Here is a 21,891-nt window from a genome sequence, read left to right as displayed (position 1 = left end):
TCAGATCCAGACATCATTCACCGCTGTTCGCTCATTGGTTTCATCGCCCGTGTTAATGACACCGCGAGGTTCGATCAACAGCAATTTCACTTCCAGTGCGGCGCTGGGCTTGTGCTCAACACCTTTTTTCACCACGTACATCTCGCCTGGGCCAATCGTCACCGCGCCGTCGCGAAAATCAATGCGAAGCTCGCCTTCCAGCACGATGAAGGTTTCATCGGTATCGGCGTGGGTATGCCAGACGAAGTCACCTTCGAGCCGGACGATCTTGAACTGGTAGTCGTTCATTTCGGCCACGACTTTCGGGGCCCACTGTTCCTGGAAGAGTGTGTATTTCTGAGCGAAATTGATGGGGGAGTAGTGAGTGCTCATGGGGAATGCTCGTCTTGTGAAGGGGGTGAGCGCGACCTTACTGCCTGAGCCTGAGCCGGTATTGGATGATTGTGCAGCTTTTGTGGGGCCCGGCACCCGAAGTCAGCGCAGCATCTTCAGCCAGCGTGCTGGTGAAATGCCGAAAGCCTGGCTATGTAACCGGGTCATGTGGCTCTGATCGAAAAAGCCGCACGCCAGGGCCGCTTCACTTAATGGCATGCCCTGGATAACCAGACGACGGGCTTTATTCAGGCGTCGCTGGTTGATATACCGATAGGGGCTGGTGCCGTACAGAGCGCGAAAGTCCCGGGACAGGCTCCATCGATCCCGGCCACTGGCCTGGACCAGATCATCCAGACTGATGGGCTGGTCAAGGGCATCATGAATGAACAGTCGTGCGCGCTCTGCCGCCGAGTAGTCGATCAATCGCCGCCCACGCCGGTTACCCGCTGCGCTGTCCAGTGCCTGGGCCACATCGTAGATGCCGTCCTCCTCTTCCAGCGGATCGAGTGGATGATCCATGCAGCGCAATAATCTACGGGTAGCCACATTGAGGTGAGGATCGTTCGACAGCCCTCCTTCGATGAAAGGCAAGGGTTTGCCGCCCAGCACTTGCTGGATCACGGAGGGCTCTACATAGAACATCCGGTAGCGAAAGCCGTCGCTCGTGCCTGCTTCGCCATCGTGAACTTCGTCCGGGTGCAGGACGATGGTTCCGCCGGGCTGGCTATGGCGTTTGCTATGGCGGTAGTTGAAGCTCTGAACACCGCAAAGCGTGACGCCGATGGCGTAGGTGTCATGCCGGTGGGTGGTGTAGCCATGGTCACTGAAATAGGCTTCGATGCGTTCCATTTTCCGCGATTCAGGAGCCCGCACCAGCCAGTCGCGATCACGATTTGATTGAGTCATTTAGACCGGCCTCTCGCTTTTATCTGCACACGATACCTGTCTGATATGCCTTGGCGCAGGAAAAAGCGAGATCCGGATTCTTCGGAACGCAGAAAGCTGCTCGTTACGCAGGGCGGCTTACTGGTCGTACAGTGCGTCGCTGTTTCAGATTTCTTTCACGGGTGTCTCACCCTGGGCACTCTTGATCAGCCCGATGACGTGAAGGCAGTCAGCCTTGTTCACATAGGATTCGCCGCTGGCGATCGTTTCGTGGTTGCCGGCTCTCAAGCGCCACCGCCATTGGCCTTTTCCAGTGCTCTGGGTGCCTCGGGTCTGCCTGTAGATCTCAAAATACATCGGTTCGCTCCCTGCGATTAATTCATTCAAGACATGCTTTGCACATGTCGCTCCAAGCCTAGCCAAGCTGATAGTTTTGGCTATGGGAAATTCGTTTCCATTCGTTATCAAATATTGCCGATGTGGATTCGGATTTGCTCCGGCGACCCTTTTCAGGAAACAGGTCATCTTGGGGGCGCGGGGCTGGATAAAGTTCCGGTTTCGTTCTTGCGTTGCCTTGTCCGGTCCTGCTTAATACATTCCGATTCAGACGTTTGTCATTGACGTCCGGTCCGGGGAACCCGGGGGCTGGGAGCCCGATGGGACTGGAAAAACCTATAAGAAAAAGAGCCATCAAGTGACTGAATATCCAGGAGCGGATCTGCAAGGATGTCTAGCGCTTTCGCTTGTCATTCCAGTTTTCAACGAAGTCCAGTCCATAGATTTGTTTATCGCCAGAGTCGATCGGGTTTTTGCGAACGAGCCGCTGGTGACCCTGGAACTGGTGTTCGTCAATGACGGCAGTGTCGACGAAACATTGATGCTGTTGCTGGAAAAACAGCGAGCCGACCCGCGCATCCGGATCGTCGACCTGAGCCGCAATTTCGGCAAGGAAGCGGCGCTGAGTGCCGGTCTGCAAGCGGCTCGTGGCCAGGCGGTGGTGCCGATCGACGTCGACCTGCAGGACCCGCCCGAGGTGATCCTGCAAATGATCGCCCACTGGCGCAACGGTGCCGAGGTGGTACTGGGCCATCGCATAAACCGTGACTCCGACTCTTGGGCCAAACAGGTTTCCGCCAACGGGTTCTATCGGCTGCACAATAAAATCGCCGACCACAAGCTACCGGAAAATGTCGGTGATTTTCGGCTGATGGATCGTTGTGTGGTCGATGCGCTGCAGAGCCTGCCCGAGTCCCGACGCTTCATGAAGGGCTTGTTTGCCTGGGTAGGATTTCGAACCACCGTCGTGGATTACGTCAGGCCCGAGCGTGCGGCCGGTGAAAGCAAATTCAACGGCTGGCGCCTGTGGAACTTTGCCCTGGAGGGCATCACCAGTTTCAGCACCGAACCGCTGCGTATCTGGACCTACCTGGGGCTTAGCGTCTCGCTGGTGTCCTTTTCGTTTGCCGTGTTCATCGTGCTACGGACGCTGATTTCCGGGGTCGATCTGCCAGGCTATGCCTCCCTGATGGTGGCAGTCACGTTCCTGGGCGGGTTGCAACTGATCGGCATCGGCGTACTGGGTGAATACCTGGGCCGGACCTATATCGAATCCAAACGCCGACCGGTTTTTCTGGTACGGCGCATCTATGACGCCAAGGACTGACAATGGATCTCAAGGAAACCGACATCCTGGGGCCTGATATCGGGCAGCATTGGTACTATCGTTCCAAGGCGCGCGCCATGCTCCACATGCTCAAAGGCACATCGGCCAAAACACTGCTGGATGTGGGGGCCGGATCGGGCTTTTTTTCCCATCACTTGTTGTCCCATACCGAGACGGCCCGGGCCTGGTGCGTGGACATCAGTTACCCGGCCGACTCCGATGCCAGCACCGCCGGCAAACCCGTCCACTACCGGCGCGCCATCGACGCGCTGGACGCGGATCTGGTGTTGTTGATGGATGTGTTGGAACACGTGGGCGATGACATGGGCCTGCTCAAGGCTTATGTCGACAAGGTGCCCTCTGGCACCCGCTTCCTGATCACCGTGCCGGCGTTCCAGTTTCTCTGGAGCGGGCATGATGTGTTTTTGGAACACAAACGCCGTTACACCCTCGGGCAACTGGAGGGGGTCGTGGCCCAGGCGGGTTTGCAGGTGCACAAAAGCGCTTACTATTTCGGCCTGGTGTTTCCGATCGCCGCCGCCGTGCGCCTGTTGCAACGCAACACGTCCGGCGCGCCGGCCAGCTCGCTCACTCGGCATCACCCGCTGGTCAATGGCGTGTTGAAGTCGCTGTGCAGCCTGGAGCTTGCGTTTATGGGCGCCAATCGCGTGGCCGGCCTGACGGTGTTCTGTCTGGCACAAAAACCATGATCTGGACGCGGTCGCCGTTGCTGCGACGTGGGCTGCGGTTCGCCATGACGGGCTTGTTCGTGACCGCTGTGCATGTGTTGGCTGCCGTGTTGTTTGTGCACCTGATCCTGGCCAGCCCGCCGTTGGCCAACGGTTTTGCGTTTGTGGTGGCAACCGTGGTGTCTTACCTGATCAACACGCTCTGGAGTTTCTCCAGCCGATTGCATGGCCGCACGCTCGGCCGTTTCGTGGTGGTGTCGATCGGCGGATTCTGGCTGGCGATGCTGGTGGCCTGGGTGGCGCAGAGCGCGGGCCTGAGTTACCTGGCGGGCATTGCTGCCGTGGCGCTGATCATCCCGGTGTTTACCTTCATCTTGCATAATTTCTGGACGTATCGATGACCGTTCGTGGCGAGCGTTATCTGGTTTCCCTGTTGCCCGTATTGCTGGGCGTGCTGGCGTTTCTGATGGTCATCGGCCCTCGGGTGTTGAACCCGACGAATATCGCCTGGCTGGGGGAGGGCGATGCGGCGACTCATTATCTGGGATGGGCGTTTTTCCGTGATTCGCCCTGGACCTTTCCGTTGGGCATGAACCCTTCCTATGGCTTGGAGTTGGCCAACGGGATCATTTTTTCCGATTCCAACCCGCTGCTGGCGTTCATATTCAAGCCCTTCAATGCTTGGCTTCCCGAGACGTTCCAGTATTTCGGGCTGTGGCTGCTGGCGTGTTTTGTCCTGCAGGCCTGGTTTGCCTGGAAGCTGGTGGGGCTGCTGACGCCTTCGGTCTGGATCAGGTTGTTGGGGGCCGGGTTGTTCGTGTTTTCGCCCCCGATGTTTCTGCGCATGGGAGGGCATCTTTCCTTGTCCGGGCATTTCCTGATCCTGGCGGCGCTGTACCTGGCGTTGCGGCCCGGTCTGCAAAAGCGACGCCTGGCCTGGGGCGTGCTCTTGGCCGCGACGGCGCTGGTGCATGCCTATCTGTTGGCGATGGTGGCATTGATCTGGCTGGCTGATCTGACCAGCAACGCCATCAAGGGCCGGTTACCCCGGCGCAATGCCTTGATTGAGCTGGCCGGTCTGTTTCTGCTGGTCGCATTCTGCTGCTGGCAAGCAGGTTATTTCAGTGTGGGCGGCGGGACCGTGGCGGGTGGTTTTGGCTTGTATCGTCTGAATCTCTTGTCGGTGGTGAACCCCAGTGGCTGGTCATACGTATTGCGCGACATGCCCCAGGGACCCGGGGACTACGAGGGTTTCAATTACCTGGGTTTGGGGGTGCTGATGCTGGCGATCTGCGCCAGCGTGGCACTGCTGCAAGGCAACACCGGCCTGGCGGAGGCCGTGCGTCGCAGACCTCTATTGCTGTTGGCGCTGATCGGGCTGACGCTTTTTTCACTGACCAACAAGCTCGGTATTGGCATGCTGGATGTGCATTACTGGTTGCCGAAAACCATCGAGCAGTTGGCGAACGTCTTTCGCGCGGCCGGTAGGATGTTCTGGCCGGTGTTCTACATTCTCGTGTTTACGCTGATCTTTTTGGTGGTCCGAGGCAATAAGCCACGAGCTGCGGTGTGTCTGCTGGCCGTGGCCCTGGTGGTGCAGGTTCTGGATACCCGCAGCGGGTGGGCAGGCCTGCGCAAGAGCCGGATGATGCCGACCGCCTCGAGCTGGCCGACGCCCCTGGCCGACCCGTTTTGGGCCAGCGCGGCAAATCACTACGCCAAGGTCCGGTCGTTGTTGCCGCAGAATCAGCCGGAAAACTGGCTGTTGATCAGCCAATACGCCCAGAACCATGGTCTGGAAACCGATAGCGTGTACTTGGGGCGGATGGGCACTCGGGAGATCGAACACGCTCAACGGCACGCTGGCCAAATGCTCGCCACCGGTCAGTATGAGGCGGATTCCCTCTACATTCTCGACAGCCGCACCGCGCTCGAAGCGATCAAAACCGTTAATCGTCAGACCGATCTGCTGACCCGTCTTGATGGCCTCGTGGTGCTGGCACCGGGATGGAAGACCTGTACCCAATGCCCACCGATAGCGCAGGAGACGCTGGACGTGCAGGTCAAGCCAGGTGAGCGCCAGGTGTTCAACCGAATAAACGCGATGTTGGTCAGCGGCTGGGGGCGCGTCGAAGATTGGGGCACCTGGTCGGAAGGTGCTCAGGCAGAGCTTGTATTGCGTGTACCCCCTGAGGCCCGCGCCCTCTCGATCGAAGCTGCGGCGTTCGTACAGCCCCTGCATACCAGGCAGAGAATCGAGGTCTCGATCAATGGCGTTGCGGCCCTGTCGACGCAACTGACCCGCATGCAGGAGAACACCCTGGAGCTGTCATTGAGCCCGGCCATCCGCGAAGCGATTGCCGCAGATGGGCAGGTGCGTGTGCAGTTTCATCTACCCGACGCGGTCAGTCCCAAGGCGCTGGGGTTGGGGAGCGACGAGCGAGTCATGGCGTTGGGGCTGAAGTCTCTGACGGTGAATTAAGCCGGACGTCTTTATCGTGTGCTTCAAGGTTTTTTGCGCAGCGCCGAATGCACAATTTGAGGCTGTTTTTCGAAACGCTGATACGGCTGGAAGCGTTCATGCGTGAGCGCGCCGGCGCGCTGCAAATTCCGCTGCGCGAAACAAAACCTGCGTCAGCCAAGTAAAGTCGAGGTATGGTTGCGACGGCTGAAACCACATCGTCATATTTTCGAACAGGAGTCGAACACATGCCTCACCTGCACATGGAGTACACCGCCAACCTGCCCAAGTTTGACGAGGGTGTCGTACTGTTGCGTCTGAATAATACGCTGGTGGCCTCCGGTCAGTTCGCTGCCGAGTCGGACATCAAAAGCCGGGCTGTGAAAATCGAGAATTTCCTGGTGGGCACCCTTTTCGAAAAGCGCGGTTTCGTGCATGTGAAGCTGGCCTTGTTGAGCGGCCGTTCGCCAGAGGTCAAGAAGCAGTTGGCCGAAAAACTGTTGGAGGTAATCCAGGAGGTGGGCGAATGGCCGGCTGACGTTTCCGTGCAACTGTGCGTGGAAATCCTCGACATCGACCGAGGCCCCTATGCCAAGGCTGTCGTCGGCGCCTGAGGGTCAGGTGCTTCGCGTCTTGACGATCCGCTCGCGCAGCCAGGTGCTATCAGCGGCCTGGCTGCACGGCGTTTCAAGGTGAATCCCGACAAGCCTTCAGGCGCTTGATGGTTTGCCGGGCGGGATCAACCGTGGCCGCACCGGCATGGCACAGGTTGATACTCTGCAAGATGGCGCGCACATGCTTGTACATGCCCTCGGCTTTATAAGTGGGGCGCATGCCAGTGCGGGTGTTGATGAACAACTCGTCGTCGAAACAGGTCCGCAGTTTCTTGAGGCAGTAGCTGACCGTTGACTGGCTGACACACAAAGCCTCGGATACACCGGTGACGCTGCTTTGCTCGTACACAGCGTTAAACACCATGAGGTCTTGCATATCGAGTTTTCTGAGGGAGTTACTGTTCAGCATCCGTTCTGTCTCTCTCTGTGCTCCTTGCGCGGATCTTGCGCAAACCAGACCCTTGATCCTAACGGAACGATCGTCCCAGGAGAATGCCAGGCGAGCGGTTTCACGGTCGCGAGTGGGACAGATAATGTAATGAACACGACGGATCGTTCAGCATTCGATTCTCTGGCCGATTGTTTAGCTCATTGCGATCCAAGCTCCATCAAATCAAGGTTTAACCGGCTTTGGTGACGTGGGACTCTGCCAAAGTGTGTTTCCTGTGATGTCTTTTATGGACGGTTGGCCCGCAGCAATCCAATACCCTTCATTCGCCGCAATGGGGCCGGTGGGCAGGTTTATGTCCGGGGTCTCTCCCACGCTGTGTGCGCTGCCCTCTGAACTGGCTTTTTGGGCACTCTGGCATTGTCGCCACGCCCGTCCTCCAGATACTTGTATTTCCTGTTGATCCTAAACAGTGTTCGTTGATCGCGAGCACAGGCTGACGGTGCTTTGTCGCCCGTCCGACATGAAAATACGAGCGTTCTCATGAGTTCTGCCCACCTCTCTTTTGCCCCCCTGCATCAAGCCCAGGCGTTCCTGGAGCAAAATCCGGATATTGAGCTGTTCGAGCTGTTTATTCTCGACAGCAACGGTGTGCCTCGGGGCAAACTGCTGCACCGGGATGAGTTGCTGGCGCTTTACGAAAGTGGGCGGCCCTTGCCCAGTACCATTCTCGGGTTGACCATCAATGGCGACGACGTGGAAAACTCCGGGCTGGTGTGGGATGTTGGCGACATCGATTGCCGGGCTTATCCCATCAGCGGCAGCTTGCAGCGAATGCCCTGGCGGCTGATCCCCACTGCGGCAGTGCAGGTCAGCATGCATCCTCAGGAAGGCATGCCCGCGACCATCGCCGATCCGCGTTATTTGCTCAGTCAAGTGATCGACGCTTTGCAGGCCGATGGCTATTACCCGGTGATGGCGGCGGAGCTGGAGTTTTATCTGTTGGACGCGCAGCGCGACAGCCAGGGCCGGCCGCAACCGGCGCGGGACGCTGATGGCGGTCGACCCGGTGCCACGCAGGTCTATGGCTTGCGCGAGCTGGAACAGATCGAACCGTTCCTGGCGGACCTCTATTCCGCCTGCAAGTCGCAGGGGATCCCGGCCCGAACGGCCATTTCCGAATACGCGCCGGGCCAGGTGGAAATCACCCTCGAACACCGCACCGATGCCTTGCAGGCCATGGATGAGGCGGTGCGCTACAAACGTCTGGTCAAAGGCGTGGCGCATAAACACGGCATGCAGGCGTGTTTCATGGCCAAGCCTTTCGCGGAACTGGCAGGTTCGGGCATGCACATGCACGTCAGCCTGGCGGATCGCGAGGGCCATAACCTGTTTGCCAGCGAAGCCGCCGATGGCACGCCGCTGCTGCGTCATGCGGTGGGCGGGATGCTCGACACGTTGCTCGACTCACTGCTGATGTTCTGTCCGAATGCCAATTCCTATCGGCGCTTCCAGAGCAACAGCTACGCGCCGCTGGCAGCAACCTGGGGCGTGGACAATCGCACAGTGAGCCTGAGGATACCGGGCGGGCCGGCATTTTCGCGGCATATCGAACATCGTATTTGTGGTGCCGACGCCAACCCGTACCTGGCCGCCGCAGCGATACTGGCCGGCATCCATCGCGGCATTCGTGAACAGTGCGATCCCGGTGCGCCAGTGGCGGGCAACGGCTATGCCCAGGCGAGCGAATTGCTGCCCACCGACTGGCTCACCACCTTGCGCACGCTTGAAGCCTCGACCTGGGCCAGGCAAGCCTTCGGCGATGAGTTCCTCAGGGTGTACCTGGCGGTCAAACGCGCCGAATACCGTCAGTTCATGGGCGAGGTCGGAGAGCAGGACTGGCGTTGGTACATCCATCAGGCTTGAACTGAGCCACAAGCTGCACGTCGGATTGGACGTGCGGCTTGCTACTTGAAAAATTATTTAATGGCAACTTTTTCACGAAAAATTGATAGTGACCTGCCTAAAGTTTGTGTTGCCGTAGCACAGTAGTTTTTCAAACTTTCCTGCGGTATTTGCTTTCCATAGCGCAACTTCCAGGAAACTTTAAAACCTCATGCTGACCATTAAACCCGTGCGCCCCGAGTGGGTGACGCTGGTCGCCAGTGTCTTTTTATTAGTGGGCTTCAACGTTGTGCTCTGGCAGCACCTGCATACCATTACGGCAGGTGACGGCGGGGGCATGCTGATCGGCGTGGCGTTTGCGGTGCTGGTGTTGTTCGCCTTCAATCTGGTGCTGACACTGGTAGCGTTCCGTGGGCTGCTCAAGCCTGTGCTGATGTTGCTTTTTCTGATCAGCGCCGGTGTGGCGTACTTCATGGCTCAGTATGGCGTGCTGATCGATGCCGGCATGTTTCGTAACTTTGCTGAAACCAATGCCACAGAGGTGCGTGATTTACTGTCGTTAAAGTTGTTTGCCTACCTCGGTTTATTAGGCGTGTTGCCGTCCTGGTTGTTATTTAAAACGCCGATCAGCTATCGCCGCTGGCCCAAAGAACTGTTAAGCAAGTTAGTGGTGAGTGGGGTGTCGGCGGCGGTGATCGGCATGGTCGCCCTGGCCAATTACCAAGGGTTGTCTTCATTGTTTCGCAATCATCATGAATTGCATTTGATGGTGGTACCGAGCAACTACATCGGTGCGTCGATCGGGTACTTGCGTGAACAGGTCGCGTCGGCCAAACAGCCCTTCATCACCTTGGGAGAGGATGCGAGTCGTAATCCGGTCTGGCAAACCCATGCCCGCAAGTCCCTGACCGTACTGGTGGTGGGGGAGAGCGCCCGTGCCGAGAACTTCGGCATTCTGGGCTATAACCGCGATACCACGCCGCAACTCAATCAAGAAGCTGGCCTGATCGCCTTCACTGATGTGCACTCCTGCGGTACGGAAACCGCGGTATCGGTGCCGTGTATGTTTTCCAACATGGGCCGCAAGAACTACGACGCCAGCAAGGCCAGGAACGAAGAAGGCCTGCTCGATGTGCTCAAGCGCGCCGGGCTGGAGGTGATCTGGCGTGACAATCAGTCGGGCTGCAAAGGCACTTGCGACCGGGTCACTGTGCAGGATGTCAGCAATCTCAAAGACCCGGCCCTGTGCGCCAACAGTGAGTGTCGCGACGAAATTCTGCTCCAGGGCCTGCAGCATTTCATCGACACCCTCGACAAGGACACCGTGCTGGTGCTCCACCAAATGGGCAGTCACGGGCCGGAGTATTTCAAGCGCTATCCCAAGCAATACGAACATTTCACCCCAGTGTGCCAAAGCAATGCGCTGAACAATTGCAGCCGCCAGAGCATCGTCAACGGCTACGACAACACGCTGGTGTACACCGACCATGTGTTATCGACCCTGATCGACCTGCTGCGGGCCAATCAGGACAAGGTCGACACAGCGATGCTGTACCTGTCCGACCACGGCGAGTCCCTGGGCGAGTACAACCTGTTTCTCCATGGCACGCCCTACATGCTCGCCCCGGAACAACAGAAACACGTGGCGATGCTGGCCTGGTTTTCCGACAGCTATCAGAAGTCCTTCTCCGTCGACACCCATTGCCTGCAACTGAGCCGGGACAAGCCCTTGAGCCAGGACAATCTGTTTCATTCGATGCTCGGGCTGCTGGAAGTCAACAGCAAGGTCTACAACCGGGACCTGGACCTGTTTGCCGGTTGCCGTGGCGCGGTCATTGACGGGGTATTGGCCCGGCAGTGAGCGCCTCGACTTTTTTTTCACGTACGGGTGGTTAGCCTGTTCCTATTCATCTTTCCCAAGAGCGGTTGGTATGTCTGGGCAACCCCCATCCCCCGTAGAGATCGAGTTCGCCAGGCATCATGACCGGGAACACGCGCGCATTTGCCGTCAAGCGGCGCCCAGGCGACTGCGCCTGGCGTTCTGGCGTGACGAGCAATTGGTCCGCAATGCCTTGAAAGCCGCCGGTGAACCGGGGCTGGTGCTGGATGTGACCTGTGGCGCGGGCCGGTTCTGGCCGGTGCTGGCCGAACATGCCAACCGGGTGATCCTGGCGGCGGACCCCTCGCCAGACATGCTCGATCACGCCCGCACCCACCATGGCGGCGCGTTGCTGGAGCGGGTCACGACCTTTCCCAGTTCGGCATTCACCCTCGGCCTGTCGGCTAACGCTGTGGACTGTATTTTGTGTCTGCAACTGTTTCGGCACGTCAAGGCCAGTGAGCATCGGCTGGCGCTGTTGCGCGAATTTCATCGGGTCAGCCGTGACACGGTGATTGTGTCGGTGCAAATTGAAGGTCGCCTCAACATCGGACCTGCGCCGCACCGCGGCCTGGCGGACAAGGCTGAAGTTGAAGCCGAGTTCCGCCAGGCCGGTTTCACCCAGCTGTGGTACCAGGATTTTCTGCCCGGGTTTGCGCTGACGCGGATTTATGCGTTGTGCAAGGCCGGTTAATTCCCGATGTAGGACTATTCTTGCCTTCGTGCAGGCGATTTCTCTCAGGCTCCCGCTCTATGGATGCTCGCAATCGCTGACGGCGATATATACTGCGCGCCATTCTTCAAGGGAGAGCCGTGTGGCCATCGATATTCACTGGATTCGCGACAACGATAGCCTCGGTCAGTTTTGCGCCCAATGGCAGCAGTTGCCATTCGTCGCCCTCGACACTGAATTCATGCGGGTCGACACGTTTTATCCCATTGCTGGTTTGTTGCAGATCGGCGATGGCGAGCGTGCCTATCTGATCGACCCCTTGACCATCGACAACTGGAAGCCCCTGGCCGCGTTGCTGGAGAACCCGGCAGTGCTCAAGGTGCTGCACGCCTGCAGCGAAGACCTTGAAGTGCTGCTGCGCTTGACCGGCAGCCTGCCTGCGCCGCTGTTCGACACTCAATTGGCCGCCGCCTACCTGAACCTGGGTTTTTCCATGGGTTATTCCCGGCTGGTACAGGACGTGTTGGGCATCGACTTGCCCAAGGGCGAAACCCGCTCTGATTGGTTGCAAAGACCCCTGTCGGAAACGCAGATCAGCTACGCCGCTGAAGATGCAGTGCATCTGGCGGAAGTTTTCGTACAGCTACGCCCGAAGCTTTCTGACGAAAAATACGCCTGGGTCCTGGAGGATGGCGCCGAGCTGGTGGCCAACCTGCGTCGCGAAGTCGACCCCTATGAGGTTTATCGCGAGGCCAAGCTGGCCTGGAAACTTTCCCGTGCCCAACTGGCTGTGCTGCGCGAGCTATGCGCCTGGCGCGAGCGGGAAGCGCGGGCCCGTGACCTGCCGCGTAACCGGGTCATTCGCGAGCATTCGCTGTGGCCCCTGGCCCGCACTCAGCCGGATAACCTCGGCGCGCTGGCGAAAATCGAAGACATGCACCCGCGTACCGTGCGCCAGGACGGCGAGTTCCTGCTGGAGCTGATCAAACGCGCCGCCAGCGTACCGCCCGAGCAGTGGCCGCCAGCCGTGGCCGAACCCTTGCCCATCGAGGCTTCGGCGCTGGTCAAGCGTCTGCGGGCACTGGGGCAGGCTGAGGCCGAGCGCCTGGGAATCGCCCCTGAACTGATGCTGCGCAAGAAAACCCTCGAAGCGCTGATCAAGAGCGGCTTTCCCGAGGGCCCTTACCAATTGCCCGATTCGCTGCGTGGCTGGCGCCGCGAATTGATGGGCCAGGCGCTGCTCGATAGCCTGGCCACCGCCGGAGAACAGCCTTGAAACGTATCTGCTCGATCTACCGAAGCTCGAAGAAAAACGAGATGTACCTGTATGTGCTCAAAAGCGATGCCCTGGAGCGTGTGCCCGAGCCCTTGATGGCTGCCTTTGGCAAGGCGATCCATGCCTTTGACCTGGTGCTGAGCCCCGAGCGCAAGCTGTCGCGGGAAGACATCAACCTGGTGCTGGAAAACCTCGATACCCAGGGTTATCACTTGCAGATGCCACCGGCTGAAGACGAATACATCGAGCATCTGCCGGAAGAGTTGCTGCGACGCAACGACCCGGTCTGACGGTACCCCGAGGCACCTTTCCCGGGCCTCTTGAAACACTGGAATGGTTTATTGGCGATGGCCGCAAGGATGGAGCGACACTCTGTCGGCGGTCGTCTGCATAGTTTTTGAAAGGTTTGATCCATGCGCGTTCTGATTGCCGAACACGATCACGCGGTGTACGCCCAGCTTCTGCGACAGGCTGCACCCGATATCCAAGTCCTGACCAGTGGCGACTCCGCCGAACTGTCGCGACTGGCCGCCGACTGCCCGGTCTGGCTGGGCCAGCCCGATCTGCTGGCCACCCTGTTGCGTCAAGGCCATCAGCCCCAGTGGCTGCAATCGACCTGGGCGGGCATCACGCCGCTGCTGGCCGAGGGCTTGACGCGTGATTATCGCCTGACCCGTGCGGTGGGCATTTTCGGCCAGGTGATGGCCGAGTACGTCCTTACCTATATGCTCGGTCATGAGCGCGAGGTGCTGGCGCGGCTGGTCAGCCAGGTCGAGCGCAAGTGGGACAACCGTCAGGGCCAGAGTCTGGCCGGGCGCAAGGCACTGATCGTTGGGACCGGCGATATCGGCCAGCGGATAGCGCAGTTCCTGCTGCCGTTTGGTGTGCAGCTGTATGGCATTGCCAGCGAAGCCCGGGAGCTGGCGCCGTTCATTGAGGTCGGGGCGCTGAAGGATCTGCCGCGCATGGTGGGGGAGGTGGATTATGTGATCAACCTGCTGCCCAACACGCCGGACACCCACGATATATACGACGCGACGCTGTTCAGGCAATTCAAACCCACCGGGCTGTTCATCAATGTCGGACGCGGCGTGGCCGTGGTCGATGCCGATCTGGTGCAAGCCTTGAAGGAAGGGCACCTGGCCGGCGCGGTCATTGACGTTTGCCGCCAGGAGCCGTTGCCACAGCGGCATCCTTTCTGGACGGCCTGGGGCCTGCTGCTGACCGGCCATAGCTCGGCACCGACGTCGCCGGCGATGATGGTGCAGTTGTTCCTGGAAAACCTGCGGGCCTACCAGGCCGGCGAGACCTTGCGCGGGGAAGTGGATTTCGATCGGGGATATTAGACCGAGCCAATCAACTTGTGGGAGCGAGCTTGCTCGCGATAGCGGTTTGCCAGTCGGCATCAATGCTGGCTGATCCGGCGCTATCGCGAGCAGGCTCGCTCCCACAGTGATCTTCAGCGGTCACCCCATCGGTGTTCTCGGCCAATCCATTTACGGACTTCGCCAACACAACGTCCTACCGACAGTCGCCCATGCTTGGCCTGAAGAGGCCCCGGCACTAGACTGACGGCCTTTTCACCATCTGATGCTGATTGCTTGAGCCATGGCCGCCAAAGTCGAACCGTTCTGGATACGTAAAACCCTCGATCAGCTTGATGCGCAGGAATGGGAATCGCTGTGTGACGGCTGTGGCCTGTGCTGTCTGCAAAAGCTCGAAGACGAAGACGACAACAGCGTCTACTACACGCGCATCGCCTGCAAATTGCTGGACTTGAAAACCTGCCAGTGCACCGACTATTCCCGGCGCCGCGACTTTGTTCCCGATTGCATCCAGCTCACACCGGGCAAGGCCGATGAGTTCAAATGGTTGCCACCGACCTGCGGTTATCGCCTGGTCAGTGAGGGCAAGGATCTGCCGTTATGGCACCACCTGGTCTGTGGCGATCGCGATGCCGTGCACCACGAACGCATTTCCCAATCCGGGCGCATGCTGGCCGAAGGCAGCGTGCCCGAGGACGATTGGGAAGATCATCTGATTTTTCGCGCCGGCTGAATGCCGGGCATCGCACCATCAGGGAGAACCCATGGCAGCAGGATTGAAAAGGATGCTCGCAGCCGGGCTGTGGGCGGTGTGCGGGCCGCTGTGGGCGGCGCAGAAAGTCGATCTGGATTATCACGTGCACCTGTTGCCGCAAAGCGATCAGGCCGAAGTGCGCCTGACCCTGGCGCGGGGTTCGGCAGTGCGCAGCCTGGACTTCGACCTCGGCGATGGCAGCCGCTACAACCACTTCAAGGCCGACGGTCAATGGCAGCTCATCCCGGGCAAGGACACACGCGGCGTTTGGCGTCCCAGTGCCGACAAGGCGAGCCTGAGCTATCGCGTGCGCATCAGTAATACTCGCAAGAACGGTACGTTTGAAACCCGTATGACCCCGGGATGGGGGCTTCTGCGCGGCGACGATCTTGTGCCGCCGGCCAAGTTGGATCAGCAGGATGGCACTGAGCTGGTGTCACGTTTGCAATTTGAACTGCCCGACGGCTGGAAAAGCATCGAAACGGCCTGGCCGCGCATCGGCAAGCAACGCTTTCGCATCGACAACCCCGCGCGGCTGTTCGATCGTCCCACCGGCTGGATGCTCGCCGGCAAACTCGGAAGCCGTCGCACACGCCTGGGAGAGACCGAGGTGACGGTGGCCTCACCCCAAGGCCAGGGCATGCGCCGGATGGATGTGCTGACGCTGCTGACGTTCGTCTGGCCGCAAGTGCAGGCGCTGGTGCCGCGTCATCCCGGCAAGCTGCTGATCATCGGCGCGTCAGATCCGATGTGGCGTGGCGCCCAGGCCGGGCATGAATCGATTTATCTGCACACTCGTCCGCCGCTGGTCAGCGAACGCGGCAATAGCCCGTTGTTGCGGGAGTTGGTGCAGATGCTGGCGCGCGTCAACGATCGTGAGCGCAGTGACTGGATCAGCGAAGGGTTGGCCGAGTATTACGCCATCGAATTGCTGCGCCGGGCTGGCGGCATGAGTGATGAGCGCTACCAGAGCCTGAACGACCGGTTGGCTCGGGACAGCAAAGGCGTCAGCACCTTGCGTGGCGAGCAGGTCCGCCCGGCGACGGTGGCCAAGGCGGTGTTGCTGTTGCAGGAGCTGGACCGCGAGATTCGTTTGAAAACCCGCAACAAGCGCTCGCTCGATGACGTGCTGCACGCCGCCATGCGTCTGGAGACGGTTGATACCCAGGAGTTTGTCCAGCTCAGCGAGAGCGTTCTGGGGGAGAGTTCTACTGTGCTGGAAACTCGGTTACTTCAGTAATACCGCTATCGCGAGCAGGCTCGCTCCCACATTGACCAGCGTTGCACTCAATATGTGGGAGCAAGGCTTGCCCGCGATGGGGCCATCAGCCAGTAAAATCAAAGCCCAACCTTCGGCGAACTCAACGAATCATTCCCCGTCACTGTAGCCGTGCTGGTCGCGGCCTCGGCGCTGGCTTTCATGCGGCTCAGCTCATCACCGGCCTGCTCGATGCGGGCACGGGCGTGGTGCAGGTTCTGACGATTCTTTTCCAGCAACGTCTTGGCCGAGCAGTGCCCGGTGATGCCGCGCGCCAGGGCCATGCCGCCGATCGCCAGTTGGGCCAAACCGATCACGCCTCCACGGCGCAAGCCCTTGCCCATCATCAGGACTCCGCCGGCCAATGAGCCAATGCGTTCCCAGCCATGCACGTTTTGCGGCGGATGAGATTGGAAAGGGGTGGTCTCAATCGGCTCGAACGGGTTGTTATCGCTCATGATCTGTCTCCGGTGTGGGGTTGGTATAAAACTGACTGCCCGAGCGATTCCCTTGTTCAATCCAATTGCGCACCGATCAGCGGAATTGCGGCCCCGAACGGGTGTTATTGCCTTTGGCCATGCGGTCGTACAACACGACATTGACCGTGGCCGCCAGGTTCATGCAACCGGTGGTGGGGATGTACACCACGTCTTCGCACCAGTCACGGATGTCTTTATCCAGCGAGCCATCTTCCGGGCCGAAGATATACAGCGCCCGGTCCGGGTGAGTGTATTCGGGCAAGGGACGAGCACCGTCGACCAGTTCCACGGCCACTGGCACACAGCCCAGGGGCAGGATTTTTTTCAGGTCATCGATGCCGATCAACGGGATGTCGTAGTGGACTTTCTTGGTGTCAGTGACGAAGTCCGCGGCGCGCTCATAGCGTTTGCCGGTGTAGAATACCGATGCCACGCCGTAGCAGCCGGCGGCGCGCATGACCGAACCGACGTTTTCCGGAGACTTGGGGTTGAACAGACCGATGCAGCTGTAGCGTTTGTTGGCCACGGGCGGGGTGCCTTTGGGGAAAAGGCGCGATTATACGGGGAATGTCCGGGCTGGGCTCGGTTCTGGTGATGTATTGCTCTGAAGATCGCCATCGCGAGCAGGCTCGCTCCCACAGTGGATTCGTGTTGTTCGCAAAATCCTGTGGGAGCAAAGCTTGCTCGCGAAACAGCCGGCTCGGTTTCTGAAAGACCGCATTGGCTTCATCGCGGGCAAGCCTTGCTCCCACATAAATCCTCTCGCCACAATGGCTGGCTACTCGTCCTTTTTCATCAACCCGGCCAGTGCGGCGAACGGGTTGTGGGTCGCCTTGGCGATTTTCGGGGTGCTCAGGGAGCCGTCGCCGAAATATTGCTGGTCGGTGTAACGCGAGTGTTCGTTGTCGTGGCAGTACAGGCACAGCAGTTCCCAGTTGGAACCGTCCTGCGGGTTGTTGTCATGGTTGTGGTCGCGGTGGTGAACGGTCAGTTCACTCAGGCGCTTGCCGGAAAACTCACGGGCGCAGCGGCCACAGACGTGGGGGTACATTTTCAGGGCTTTGTCGCGGTAACCCATTTCCCGATCACGCTGGGCATCGGCGAGGATGCGATCCAGCTTGGCGGTGTTGGATGGTGGCGTTGACGAACTCATGGGTTCACCTTTGTAAAAAAGACTGATGACGGTTGAACAGAGTTTAGCTCAGCCCTTGAGCTTCTCGGCAATCCAGATGGTGTGGCGGGTGCCTTTGTTGCCGTGGGCGAAGACTTGCACCTCTTCGGCCTTGAAGCCGGCCTTTTTCAGCTTGTCGGAAAACTGCCGGTCGGCGCTGGCCGACCATACTGCCAGTACACCCTTGGGCCGCAGGGCCTTGGCGCAGGCGGCCAGGCCGCCGGCTGAATACAGCCAGCTGTTGGCTTTCTGCGTCAGGCCTTCGGGGCCGTTGTCGACGTCCAGCATGATGGCGTCGAAGCCCTGGGGTTCGGCTTGCAGCACCTTGGCCACATCTTCCATGCGGATCACGGTACGCGGGTCCGACAGTGGGCGACCGGCCTTTTCGCCCAAAGGGCCACGGTTCCACTCCACCACGCCGGGCACCAGTTCGGCCACCACCACTTCGGCATTTTTGCCCAGGTGCTTGAGGGCCGAGGCCAGCGTGAAACCCATGCCGAGGCCACCGATCAGTACGCGCGAGCCGGGACGGCCGGCAACCTTGCGGCAAGGAATCTCGGCCAGGGCGTCTTCGGACCCGTGCATGCGCGTATTCATCAACTGCCCGCCGTCACCGCCCTGGATCTTGATGACGAAGTCGTCGCCGTACTCGAACAGGCACAGGGCACCGCCGTTGTCAGGGATGGGGGTGGTGTCCAGTAGAACGAAACGTTTCATGGATGTCTCATGCAAAGGAAGGGCAAAGCGGCGCGGTAAGGACTAGCCTGAAGACAGACAATCGCCACGGAGCCATTGATGACGCGCACCATTCTAACGGCCATTGCCCTGGCAGCGCTCTCGATAAGTTGGGTGCAGGCCCAGCAGCCCACGATTCCGGTGAGCCCACCGAGCATTCCCGGTTCGCCCGGCACCCCCACACCGATGCCATACCCGCCGGTCACGCCCAGCGGCGTACCCACGCCCAGCCCCGGAAGCGGACCGCCGTTGCTACCGCCAATCGAAATGCCCAAGCCGCCCAAGGACCAGCCGATACCAGGGATGGAGCCAAAACCACCGAAGGCCAAGTCGCCGGGGGGGTAGGCCCAATGCTTGTTAATGAGATCACTGAATGGCAAAAAACTTGTGGGAGCGAGCCTGCTCGCGATAGCGATAAACCGGTCAACATTGATGTTGGCTGATCCGACGCTATCGCGAGCAGGCTCGCTCCCACAGGTTCTGCATTTCAACTGACAGAGGAGAGCTAAACCTGCTGCGACAACAACTGCCCATCGGCCATGCGCAGGCGCTTGGACAGGGAAACGGCGAGGGCGCGGATGATCTTGGCGGCGATCTTCGGTGCATCGTTGAGCATTTTTTCCAGGGAATCCTTGCCCAGGTTCAGCAATTGGCAATCACTGGCGGCGATGCAACTGGCCGAGCGCCGTTCTCCGTCCAGCACCGCCATTTCCCCGAATGCCCGGCCGCTGCGCAGCGTGGCGATGGTGACGGGTTGACCGTCGGGGCCGGTTTTCTGCACGGCCACTTGCCCTGAATGGATGATGCACATGAAGCTGCCGGCATCGCCCTCGCGGAAAATCGCTTCCCCTTGGGCAATGGCGCTGATGCTGAAGTAGCCCGACGCCGCGGCGAAGTCGACAGGCTGCAACTGGTCGAACAGGCCGCAGTCCATCAGCCAGTCGCGGATTTCGTTGTTCAGTAAGGTTGGTTCTGACATGTCGTCACGGTCTTTTTCTTGTGTCTGGGGCGGTTGCAAGGGTTTGGATGTAAGGCGATTCCTTTGTGGGAGCAAGGCTTGCTCCCACATTGGGTGGTGGTATCAGAGCCCTGCGCATGGAGCTAAGACCCGGCCATCCGACGGAGTTCCTCAGACCAACCCCAAAACCTTCAAAACAAATGCATATTCGAGGGCTACGTCACGTAACCCCTGGTAGCGCCCGCTCATTCCGCCGTGGCCGGCGCCCAGTTCGGTCTTGAGCAGCAAGGGATTGTCATCGGTCTTGGTGGCGCGCAATTTCGCCACCCATTTGGCTGCTTCCCAATACTGCACGCGGCTGTCGTTGTAACCGGCGATCACCAGCAGCGCCGGGTACGCCTGGGCGCTGACGTTTTCGTACGGGGCATAGGCCCTGATCCGATCATAGACGGCGGGCTCCTCGGGATTACCCCACTCGTCGTATTCGGTGACGGTCAGCGGCAAGTCCGGGTCGAGCATGGTGTTAAGCACATCGACGAACGGCACTTCGGCAATCGCGACCTTGAACAGATCCGGGCGTTGATTGAGCACCGCACCGATCAACAAGCCACCGGCACTGCCGCCGCTGATCGCCAGTTGATCGGCGCGGGTGACGCCATTGGCGATCAAATGCTCGGCGCAGGCGATGAAGTCGCTGAAGGTGTTGTGTTTGTGCTCCTGCTTGCCGGCGCGATACCAGGCTTCCCCCAGCTCACCGCCACCACGCACATGGGCAATGGCAAACGCCACGCCGCGATCGAGCAGGCTCAGCCGTCCATGGGAAAACCACGGATCGAGGCTCTCGCCATAGGCGCCGTAGCCATACAGGTACAGCGGCACCGGCTGGCCGAGGGCCTGGCGCTTGACCACCAGGCTGATGGGCACCTGCGTGCCGTCCGGTGCGGTCGCCCACAGCCGCTGGCTCACGTAGTCATCGGCATCGAATGGACCCAGGACCGGGGTTTGCTTGAGTACGACCTGTTCGCCGCTGGCCAGGTCCAGCTGGCGAATCTGTGCCGGACGGTTCAGCGCCTCGTAGCGCAAGCGAATGCGGGGGCTGACGAACTCCAGGCTGTTCTGCACATGCAGGCTGTAGGCCGCGTCCGGCAGTTGCACCCGATACGCCGGCAAACCCTGTGGGTGAACTTCGATGATGGGCAGGCCGCCTTCACGCAGGCTCAGGGTCATGGCGCTGGCGTTCAGGCTCAGGCCGTCGATCATCACCGTGTCGCTGTGGGGGATCAGGTTCTGCCAGTCGGCCTCGGTCGGCGCCAGGCCCGTGTCGGCAGCCTGGTACAGCGCGAAGTTGATCCCGTCGCGGTTACTGCGGATCAACCAGCTCCACTGACCGTCGAGCAAACCATGGTCGACGTCGTATTCATGGTCTTCCACCCGTGGCGCCAGGCAGGTGAAAGGCTGGTCTGGCTGGGTGGCGTCCAGGACCCAGACTTCACTGGTGGTTTTGCTGCCCAGGGACAGGATCAACTGTTTTTCCGAGCTCGAACGGTAGCAATGCAGGAAAAAACGTCCGTCCGGCTCATGAAACACTTCTTCGGCCGCCGTTCCGTCCAGGCGATAGCGCCAAAGTTTGTGCGGGCGATGGGTGTCATCCAGCTCACCAAAGAACAGCGTCAGGCTGTCATTGGCCCAGGTCATGCTGCCGTCGCAATCCTCAAAGGACAGTTCACTGACTTTGTCATTGGCCAGCTCTTTGACGAACAGGGTGTAAATCTCGTCGCCAGTGGTGTCCAGGCTGTAAGCCAGACGCTGGTGGTCGGGGCTGATGCTGAAGGCACCCAGGGAAAAGAAACCGCCGCCAGCCAGCACGTTAGGGTCCAGCAACAATTGCTCGCGGCTTTCATCCACCGTCAGGCTGTCGTCCACCGGACGCGGGCAGCGGTAGTGACGTGGGTATTCGTCCCCGGCCGTGGTGCGGGTGTAGTACAGGTACGGACCCCAAGGCGAAGGCAGGGACAGATCCGTCTCCAGGATCCGGCCCTTGATTTCCTGGAACAGGGTTTCGCGCAGTTCGGCCTGGTCAGCCAGTTGCGCGTCCTGATAGCTGTTTTCAGCCTTGAGGTAGTCGAGCACGGCGTCGGTGTCGCGCTCCTGCAGCCAGGCGTAGGGATCAACACCGGGGTCCCTGCGGGCAATCGGGGCGTTGCAAACGTGGGCAGATAGGGGCATGAAAGGCTCTCGAACGTTGTACGAAATAGGGACTGATGGCCGGTGTGGTTAGTTCGGTCAGCCACCTGCGGCGGCAGAAATTAACCGACAGATACTGCGGCACAGACCACTCGACAGACGCCGGGGCAGCCTGACGAGCGAAAAGCCGTTACTATAAGCGCCTATGTGCGACACGCG

Annotated in this window: 23 protein-coding genes and 1 pseudogene; 14 read left to right on the top strand and 10 right to left on the bottom strand. The window is 59.7% G+C overall.

Annotated elements, in window-relative coordinates; genetic code table 11:
- The 3 genes from HQ912_RS20765 to HQ912_RS20755 all read right to left on the bottom strand — a co-directional run bounded on the left by HQ912_RS20765 (window position 1) and on the right by HQ912_RS20755 (window position 1,617).
- A complete protein-coding gene (locus HQ912_RS20765) occupies window positions 1-372 on the bottom strand; it encodes a cupin domain-containing protein (protein WP_076385948.1) in 372 nt (123 codons plus the stop codon).
- 102 nt (window positions 373-474) lie between these two features.
- The gene (locus HQ912_RS20760; protein WP_173407247.1) at window positions 475-1,281 is read right to left on the bottom strand and encodes an AraC family transcriptional regulator; all 807 of its coding nucleotides are present in this window, start codon (window positions 1,279-1,281) and stop codon (window positions 475-477) included.
- Window positions 1,282-1,425: 144 nt separating this feature from the next.
- Window positions 1,426-1,617, bottom strand: coding sequence for a YegP family protein (locus tag HQ912_RS20755; RefSeq protein ID WP_047227955.1), 192 nt, complete (start codon window positions 1,615-1,617; stop codon window positions 1,426-1,428).
- Window positions 1,618-1,954: 337 nt separating this feature from the next.
- On the opposite strand from HQ912_RS20755, the gene HQ912_RS20750 reads away from it, so the two are divergent.
- The 5 genes from HQ912_RS20750 (at window position 1,955) to HQ912_RS20730 (ending at window position 6,687) form a co-directional block, all read left to right on the top strand.
- A complete protein-coding gene (locus HQ912_RS20750; RefSeq protein ID WP_047227954.1) occupies window positions 1,955-2,923 on the top strand; it encodes a glycosyltransferase family 2 protein in 969 nt (322 codons plus the stop codon).
- Window positions 2,924-2,925: 2 nt separating this feature from the next.
- On the top strand, window positions 2,926-3,633 hold the full coding sequence (locus tag HQ912_RS20745; RefSeq protein WP_076385944.1) for a class I SAM-dependent methyltransferase: 708 nt from the start codon (window positions 2,926-2,928) through the stop codon (window positions 3,631-3,633).
- Window positions 3,630-4,013, top strand: a complete 384-nt coding sequence (locus HQ912_RS20740; protein WP_047227952.1) for a GtrA family protein — start codon at window positions 3,630-3,632, stop codon at window positions 4,011-4,013. Before HQ912_RS20745 ends, HQ912_RS20740 begins: the two co-directional genes overlap by 4 nt.
- A complete protein-coding gene (locus HQ912_RS20735) occupies window positions 4,010-6,094 on the top strand; it encodes a DUF6311 domain-containing protein (protein WP_173407246.1) in 2,085 nt (694 codons plus the stop codon). The genes HQ912_RS20740 and HQ912_RS20735 overlap by 4 nt, the downstream gene beginning before the upstream one ends.
- Window positions 6,095-6,321: 227 nt before the next feature.
- Window positions 6,322-6,687 (top strand): 5-carboxymethyl-2-hydroxymuconate Delta-isomerase, encoded by a 366-nt coding sequence (locus HQ912_RS20730; protein ID WP_047227950.1) that lies wholly within the window; start codon window positions 6,322-6,324, stop codon window positions 6,685-6,687.
- A gap of 106 nt (window positions 6,688-6,793) precedes the next feature.
- On the opposite strand, the pseudogene HQ912_RS20725 reads toward HQ912_RS20730, so the two are convergent.
- Window positions 6,794-7,096 (bottom strand): annotated as a pseudogene (locus tag HQ912_RS20725) (LysR family transcriptional regulator); the annotation flags it as partial.
- A gap of 522 nt (window positions 7,097-7,618) precedes the next feature.
- On the opposite strand from HQ912_RS20725, the gene HQ912_RS20720 reads away from it, so the two are divergent.
- The 8 genes from HQ912_RS20720 to HQ912_RS20685 all read left to right on the top strand — a co-directional run bounded on the left by HQ912_RS20720 (window position 7,619) and on the right by HQ912_RS20685 (window position 16,127).
- A complete protein-coding gene (locus HQ912_RS20720) occupies window positions 7,619-9,001 on the top strand; it encodes a glutamine synthetase family protein (RefSeq protein WP_047227948.1) in 1,383 nt (460 codons plus the stop codon).
- A 190-nt stretch (window positions 9,002-9,191) separates the two neighbouring features.
- Window positions 9,192-10,841, top strand: a complete 1,650-nt coding sequence (locus HQ912_RS20715) for a phosphoethanolamine transferase (RefSeq protein WP_173407245.1) — start codon at window positions 9,192-9,194, stop codon at window positions 10,839-10,841.
- Window positions 10,842-10,911: 70 nt separating this feature from the next.
- Complete coding sequence (locus tag HQ912_RS20710; protein WP_173407244.1) at window positions 10,912-11,553, top strand: class I SAM-dependent methyltransferase; 642 nt, start codon at window positions 10,912-10,914, stop codon at window positions 11,551-11,553.
- Window positions 11,554-11,674: 121 nt separating this feature from the next.
- Window positions 11,675-12,808, top strand: coding sequence for a ribonuclease D (gene rnd / locus HQ912_RS20705; protein WP_076385932.1), 1,134 nt, complete (start codon window positions 11,675-11,677; stop codon window positions 12,806-12,808).
- Window positions 12,805-13,098 (top strand): YcgL domain-containing protein, encoded by a 294-nt coding sequence (locus HQ912_RS20700; RefSeq protein ID WP_047227944.1) that lies wholly within the window; start codon window positions 12,805-12,807, stop codon window positions 13,096-13,098. The genes rnd and HQ912_RS20700 overlap by 4 nt, the downstream gene beginning before the upstream one ends.
- 123 nt (window positions 13,099-13,221) lie before the next feature.
- Window positions 13,222-14,154: a D-2-hydroxyacid dehydrogenase gene (locus tag HQ912_RS20695; RefSeq protein ID WP_173407243.1), complete on the top strand. Its 933-nt coding sequence runs from the start codon at window positions 13,222-13,224 to the stop codon at window positions 14,152-14,154.
- Between the two features lie 262 nt (window positions 14,155-14,416).
- Window positions 14,417-14,866, top strand: a complete 450-nt coding sequence (locus HQ912_RS20690; protein ID WP_047227942.1) for a YcgN family cysteine cluster protein — start codon at window positions 14,417-14,419, stop codon at window positions 14,864-14,866.
- Window positions 14,867-14,897: 31 nt separating this feature from the next.
- Entirely contained in the window at window positions 14,898-16,127 is a 1,230-nt protein-coding gene (locus tag HQ912_RS20685) for a hypothetical protein (protein WP_173407242.1), read from the top strand.
- Between the two features lie 98 nt (window positions 16,128-16,225).
- Here HQ912_RS20685 and HQ912_RS20680 read toward each other — a convergent pair whose 3' ends face one another.
- The 4 genes from HQ912_RS20680 to HQ912_RS20665 form a co-directional block, all read right to left on the bottom strand.
- Complete coding sequence (locus tag HQ912_RS20680; RefSeq protein WP_047227940.1) at window positions 16,226-16,603, bottom strand: DUF2892 domain-containing protein; 378 nt, start codon at window positions 16,601-16,603, stop codon at window positions 16,226-16,228.
- Window positions 16,604-16,679: 76 nt separating this feature from the next.
- Window positions 16,680-17,150 (bottom strand): RNA methyltransferase, encoded by a 471-nt coding sequence (locus HQ912_RS20675; protein ID WP_003184248.1) that lies wholly within the window; start codon window positions 17,148-17,150, stop codon window positions 16,680-16,682.
- Between the two features lie 252 nt (window positions 17,151-17,402).
- Window positions 17,403-17,777 carry a YajD family HNH nuclease gene (locus HQ912_RS20670; RefSeq protein ID WP_003184246.1) on the bottom strand — a complete coding sequence of 125 codons (375 nt, stop codon included), beginning with the start codon at window positions 17,775-17,777 and terminating at the stop codon, window positions 17,403-17,405.
- Window positions 17,778-17,825: 48 nt separating this feature from the next.
- Entirely contained in the window at window positions 17,826-18,512 is a 687-nt protein-coding gene (locus tag HQ912_RS20665; RefSeq protein ID WP_173407241.1) for a spermidine synthase, read from the bottom strand.
- Window positions 18,513-18,590: 78 nt separating this feature from the next.
- Here HQ912_RS20665 and HQ912_RS20660 point away from each other — a divergent pair, with 78 nt between their 5' ends.
- A complete protein-coding gene (locus HQ912_RS20660; protein WP_173407240.1) occupies window positions 18,591-18,875 on the top strand; it encodes a hypothetical protein in 285 nt (94 codons plus the stop codon).
- 160 nt (window positions 18,876-19,035) lie between these two features.
- Here the strand turns inward: HQ912_RS20660 and HQ912_RS20655 are convergent, their stop codons facing one another.
- Window positions 19,036-19,509 (bottom strand): cyclic nucleotide-binding domain-containing protein, encoded by a 474-nt coding sequence (locus tag HQ912_RS20655; RefSeq protein ID WP_047228036.1) that lies wholly within the window; start codon window positions 19,507-19,509, stop codon window positions 19,036-19,038.
- Window positions 19,510-19,659: 150 nt separating this feature from the next.
- Window positions 19,660-21,714 (bottom strand): S9 family peptidase, encoded by a 2,055-nt coding sequence (locus HQ912_RS20650; RefSeq protein ID WP_047227936.1) that lies wholly within the window; start codon window positions 21,712-21,714, stop codon window positions 19,660-19,662.
- Window positions 21,715-21,891 lie beyond the last annotated feature (177 nt).

It is taken from the genome of Pseudomonas sp. MPDS, from assembly GCF_013283895.1.
GTDB lineage: Bacteria > Pseudomonadota > Gammaproteobacteria > Pseudomonadales > Pseudomonadaceae > Aquipseudomonas > Aquipseudomonas rhizophila.
Note: the sequence above shows the minus strand (reverse complement) of the source record. Positions and strands in the feature narration are given on the sequence as shown.

Excerpts from the sequence above, each read along its gene's own strand:
- HQ912_RS20755 (WP_047227955.1), bottom strand. The coding sequence starts at position 1,617 with ATGTATTTTGAGATCTACAGGCAGACCCGAGGCACCCAGAGCACTGGA.
- HQ912_RS20765 (WP_076385948.1), bottom strand. The coding sequence starts at position 372 with ATGAGCACTCACTACTCCCCCATCAATTTCGCTCAGAAATACACACTC.
- HQ912_RS20665 (WP_173407241.1), bottom strand. The coding sequence starts at position 18,512 with ATGAAACGTTTCGTTCTACTGGACACCACCCCCATCCCTGACAACGGC.
- HQ912_RS20680 (WP_047227940.1), bottom strand. The coding sequence starts at position 16,603 with ATGAGCGATAACAACCCGTTCGAGCCGATTGAGACCACCCCTTTCCAA.
- HQ912_RS20695 (WP_173407243.1), top strand. The coding sequence starts at position 13,222 with ATGCGCGTTCTGATTGCCGAACACGATCACGCGGTGTACGCCCAGCTT.
- HQ912_RS20740 (WP_047227952.1), top strand. The coding sequence starts at position 3,630 with ATGATCTGGACGCGGTCGCCGTTGCTGCGACGTGGGCTGCGGTTCGCC.
- HQ912_RS20685 (WP_173407242.1), top strand. The coding sequence starts at position 14,898 with ATGGCAGCAGGATTGAAAAGGATGCTCGCAGCCGGGCTGTGGGCGGTG.
- HQ912_RS20670 (WP_003184246.1), bottom strand. The coding sequence starts at position 17,777 with ATGAGTTCGTCAACGCCACCATCCAACACCGCCAAGCTGGATCGCATC.
- HQ912_RS20745 (WP_076385944.1), top strand. The coding sequence starts at position 2,926 with ATGGATCTCAAGGAAACCGACATCCTGGGGCCTGATATCGGGCAGCAT.
- HQ912_RS20735 (WP_173407246.1), top strand. The coding sequence starts at position 4,010 with ATGACCGTTCGTGGCGAGCGTTATCTGGTTTCCCTGTTGCCCGTATTG.
- HQ912_RS20760 (WP_173407247.1), bottom strand. The coding sequence starts at position 1,281 with ATGACTCAATCAAATCGTGATCGCGACTGGCTGGTGCGGGCTCCTGAA.
- HQ912_RS20655 (WP_047228036.1), bottom strand. The coding sequence starts at position 19,509 with ATGTCAGAACCAACCTTACTGAACAACGAAATCCGCGACTGGCTGATG.
- HQ912_RS20650 (WP_047227936.1), bottom strand. The coding sequence starts at position 21,714 with ATGCCCCTATCTGCCCACGTTTGCAACGCCCCGATTGCCCGCAGGGAC.
- HQ912_RS20690 (WP_047227942.1), top strand. The coding sequence starts at position 14,417 with ATGGCCGCCAAAGTCGAACCGTTCTGGATACGTAAAACCCTCGATCAG.
- HQ912_RS20660 (WP_173407240.1), top strand. The coding sequence starts at position 18,591 with ATGACGCGCACCATTCTAACGGCCATTGCCCTGGCAGCGCTCTCGATA.
- HQ912_RS20720 (WP_047227948.1), top strand. The coding sequence starts at position 7,619 with ATGAGTTCTGCCCACCTCTCTTTTGCCCCCCTGCATCAAGCCCAGGCG.
- HQ912_RS20710 (WP_173407244.1), top strand. The coding sequence starts at position 10,912 with ATGTCTGGGCAACCCCCATCCCCCGTAGAGATCGAGTTCGCCAGGCAT.
- HQ912_RS20730 (WP_047227950.1), top strand. The coding sequence starts at position 6,322 with ATGCCTCACCTGCACATGGAGTACACCGCCAACCTGCCCAAGTTTGAC.
- HQ912_RS20715 (WP_173407245.1), top strand. The coding sequence starts at position 9,192 with ATGCTGACCATTAAACCCGTGCGCCCCGAGTGGGTGACGCTGGTCGCC.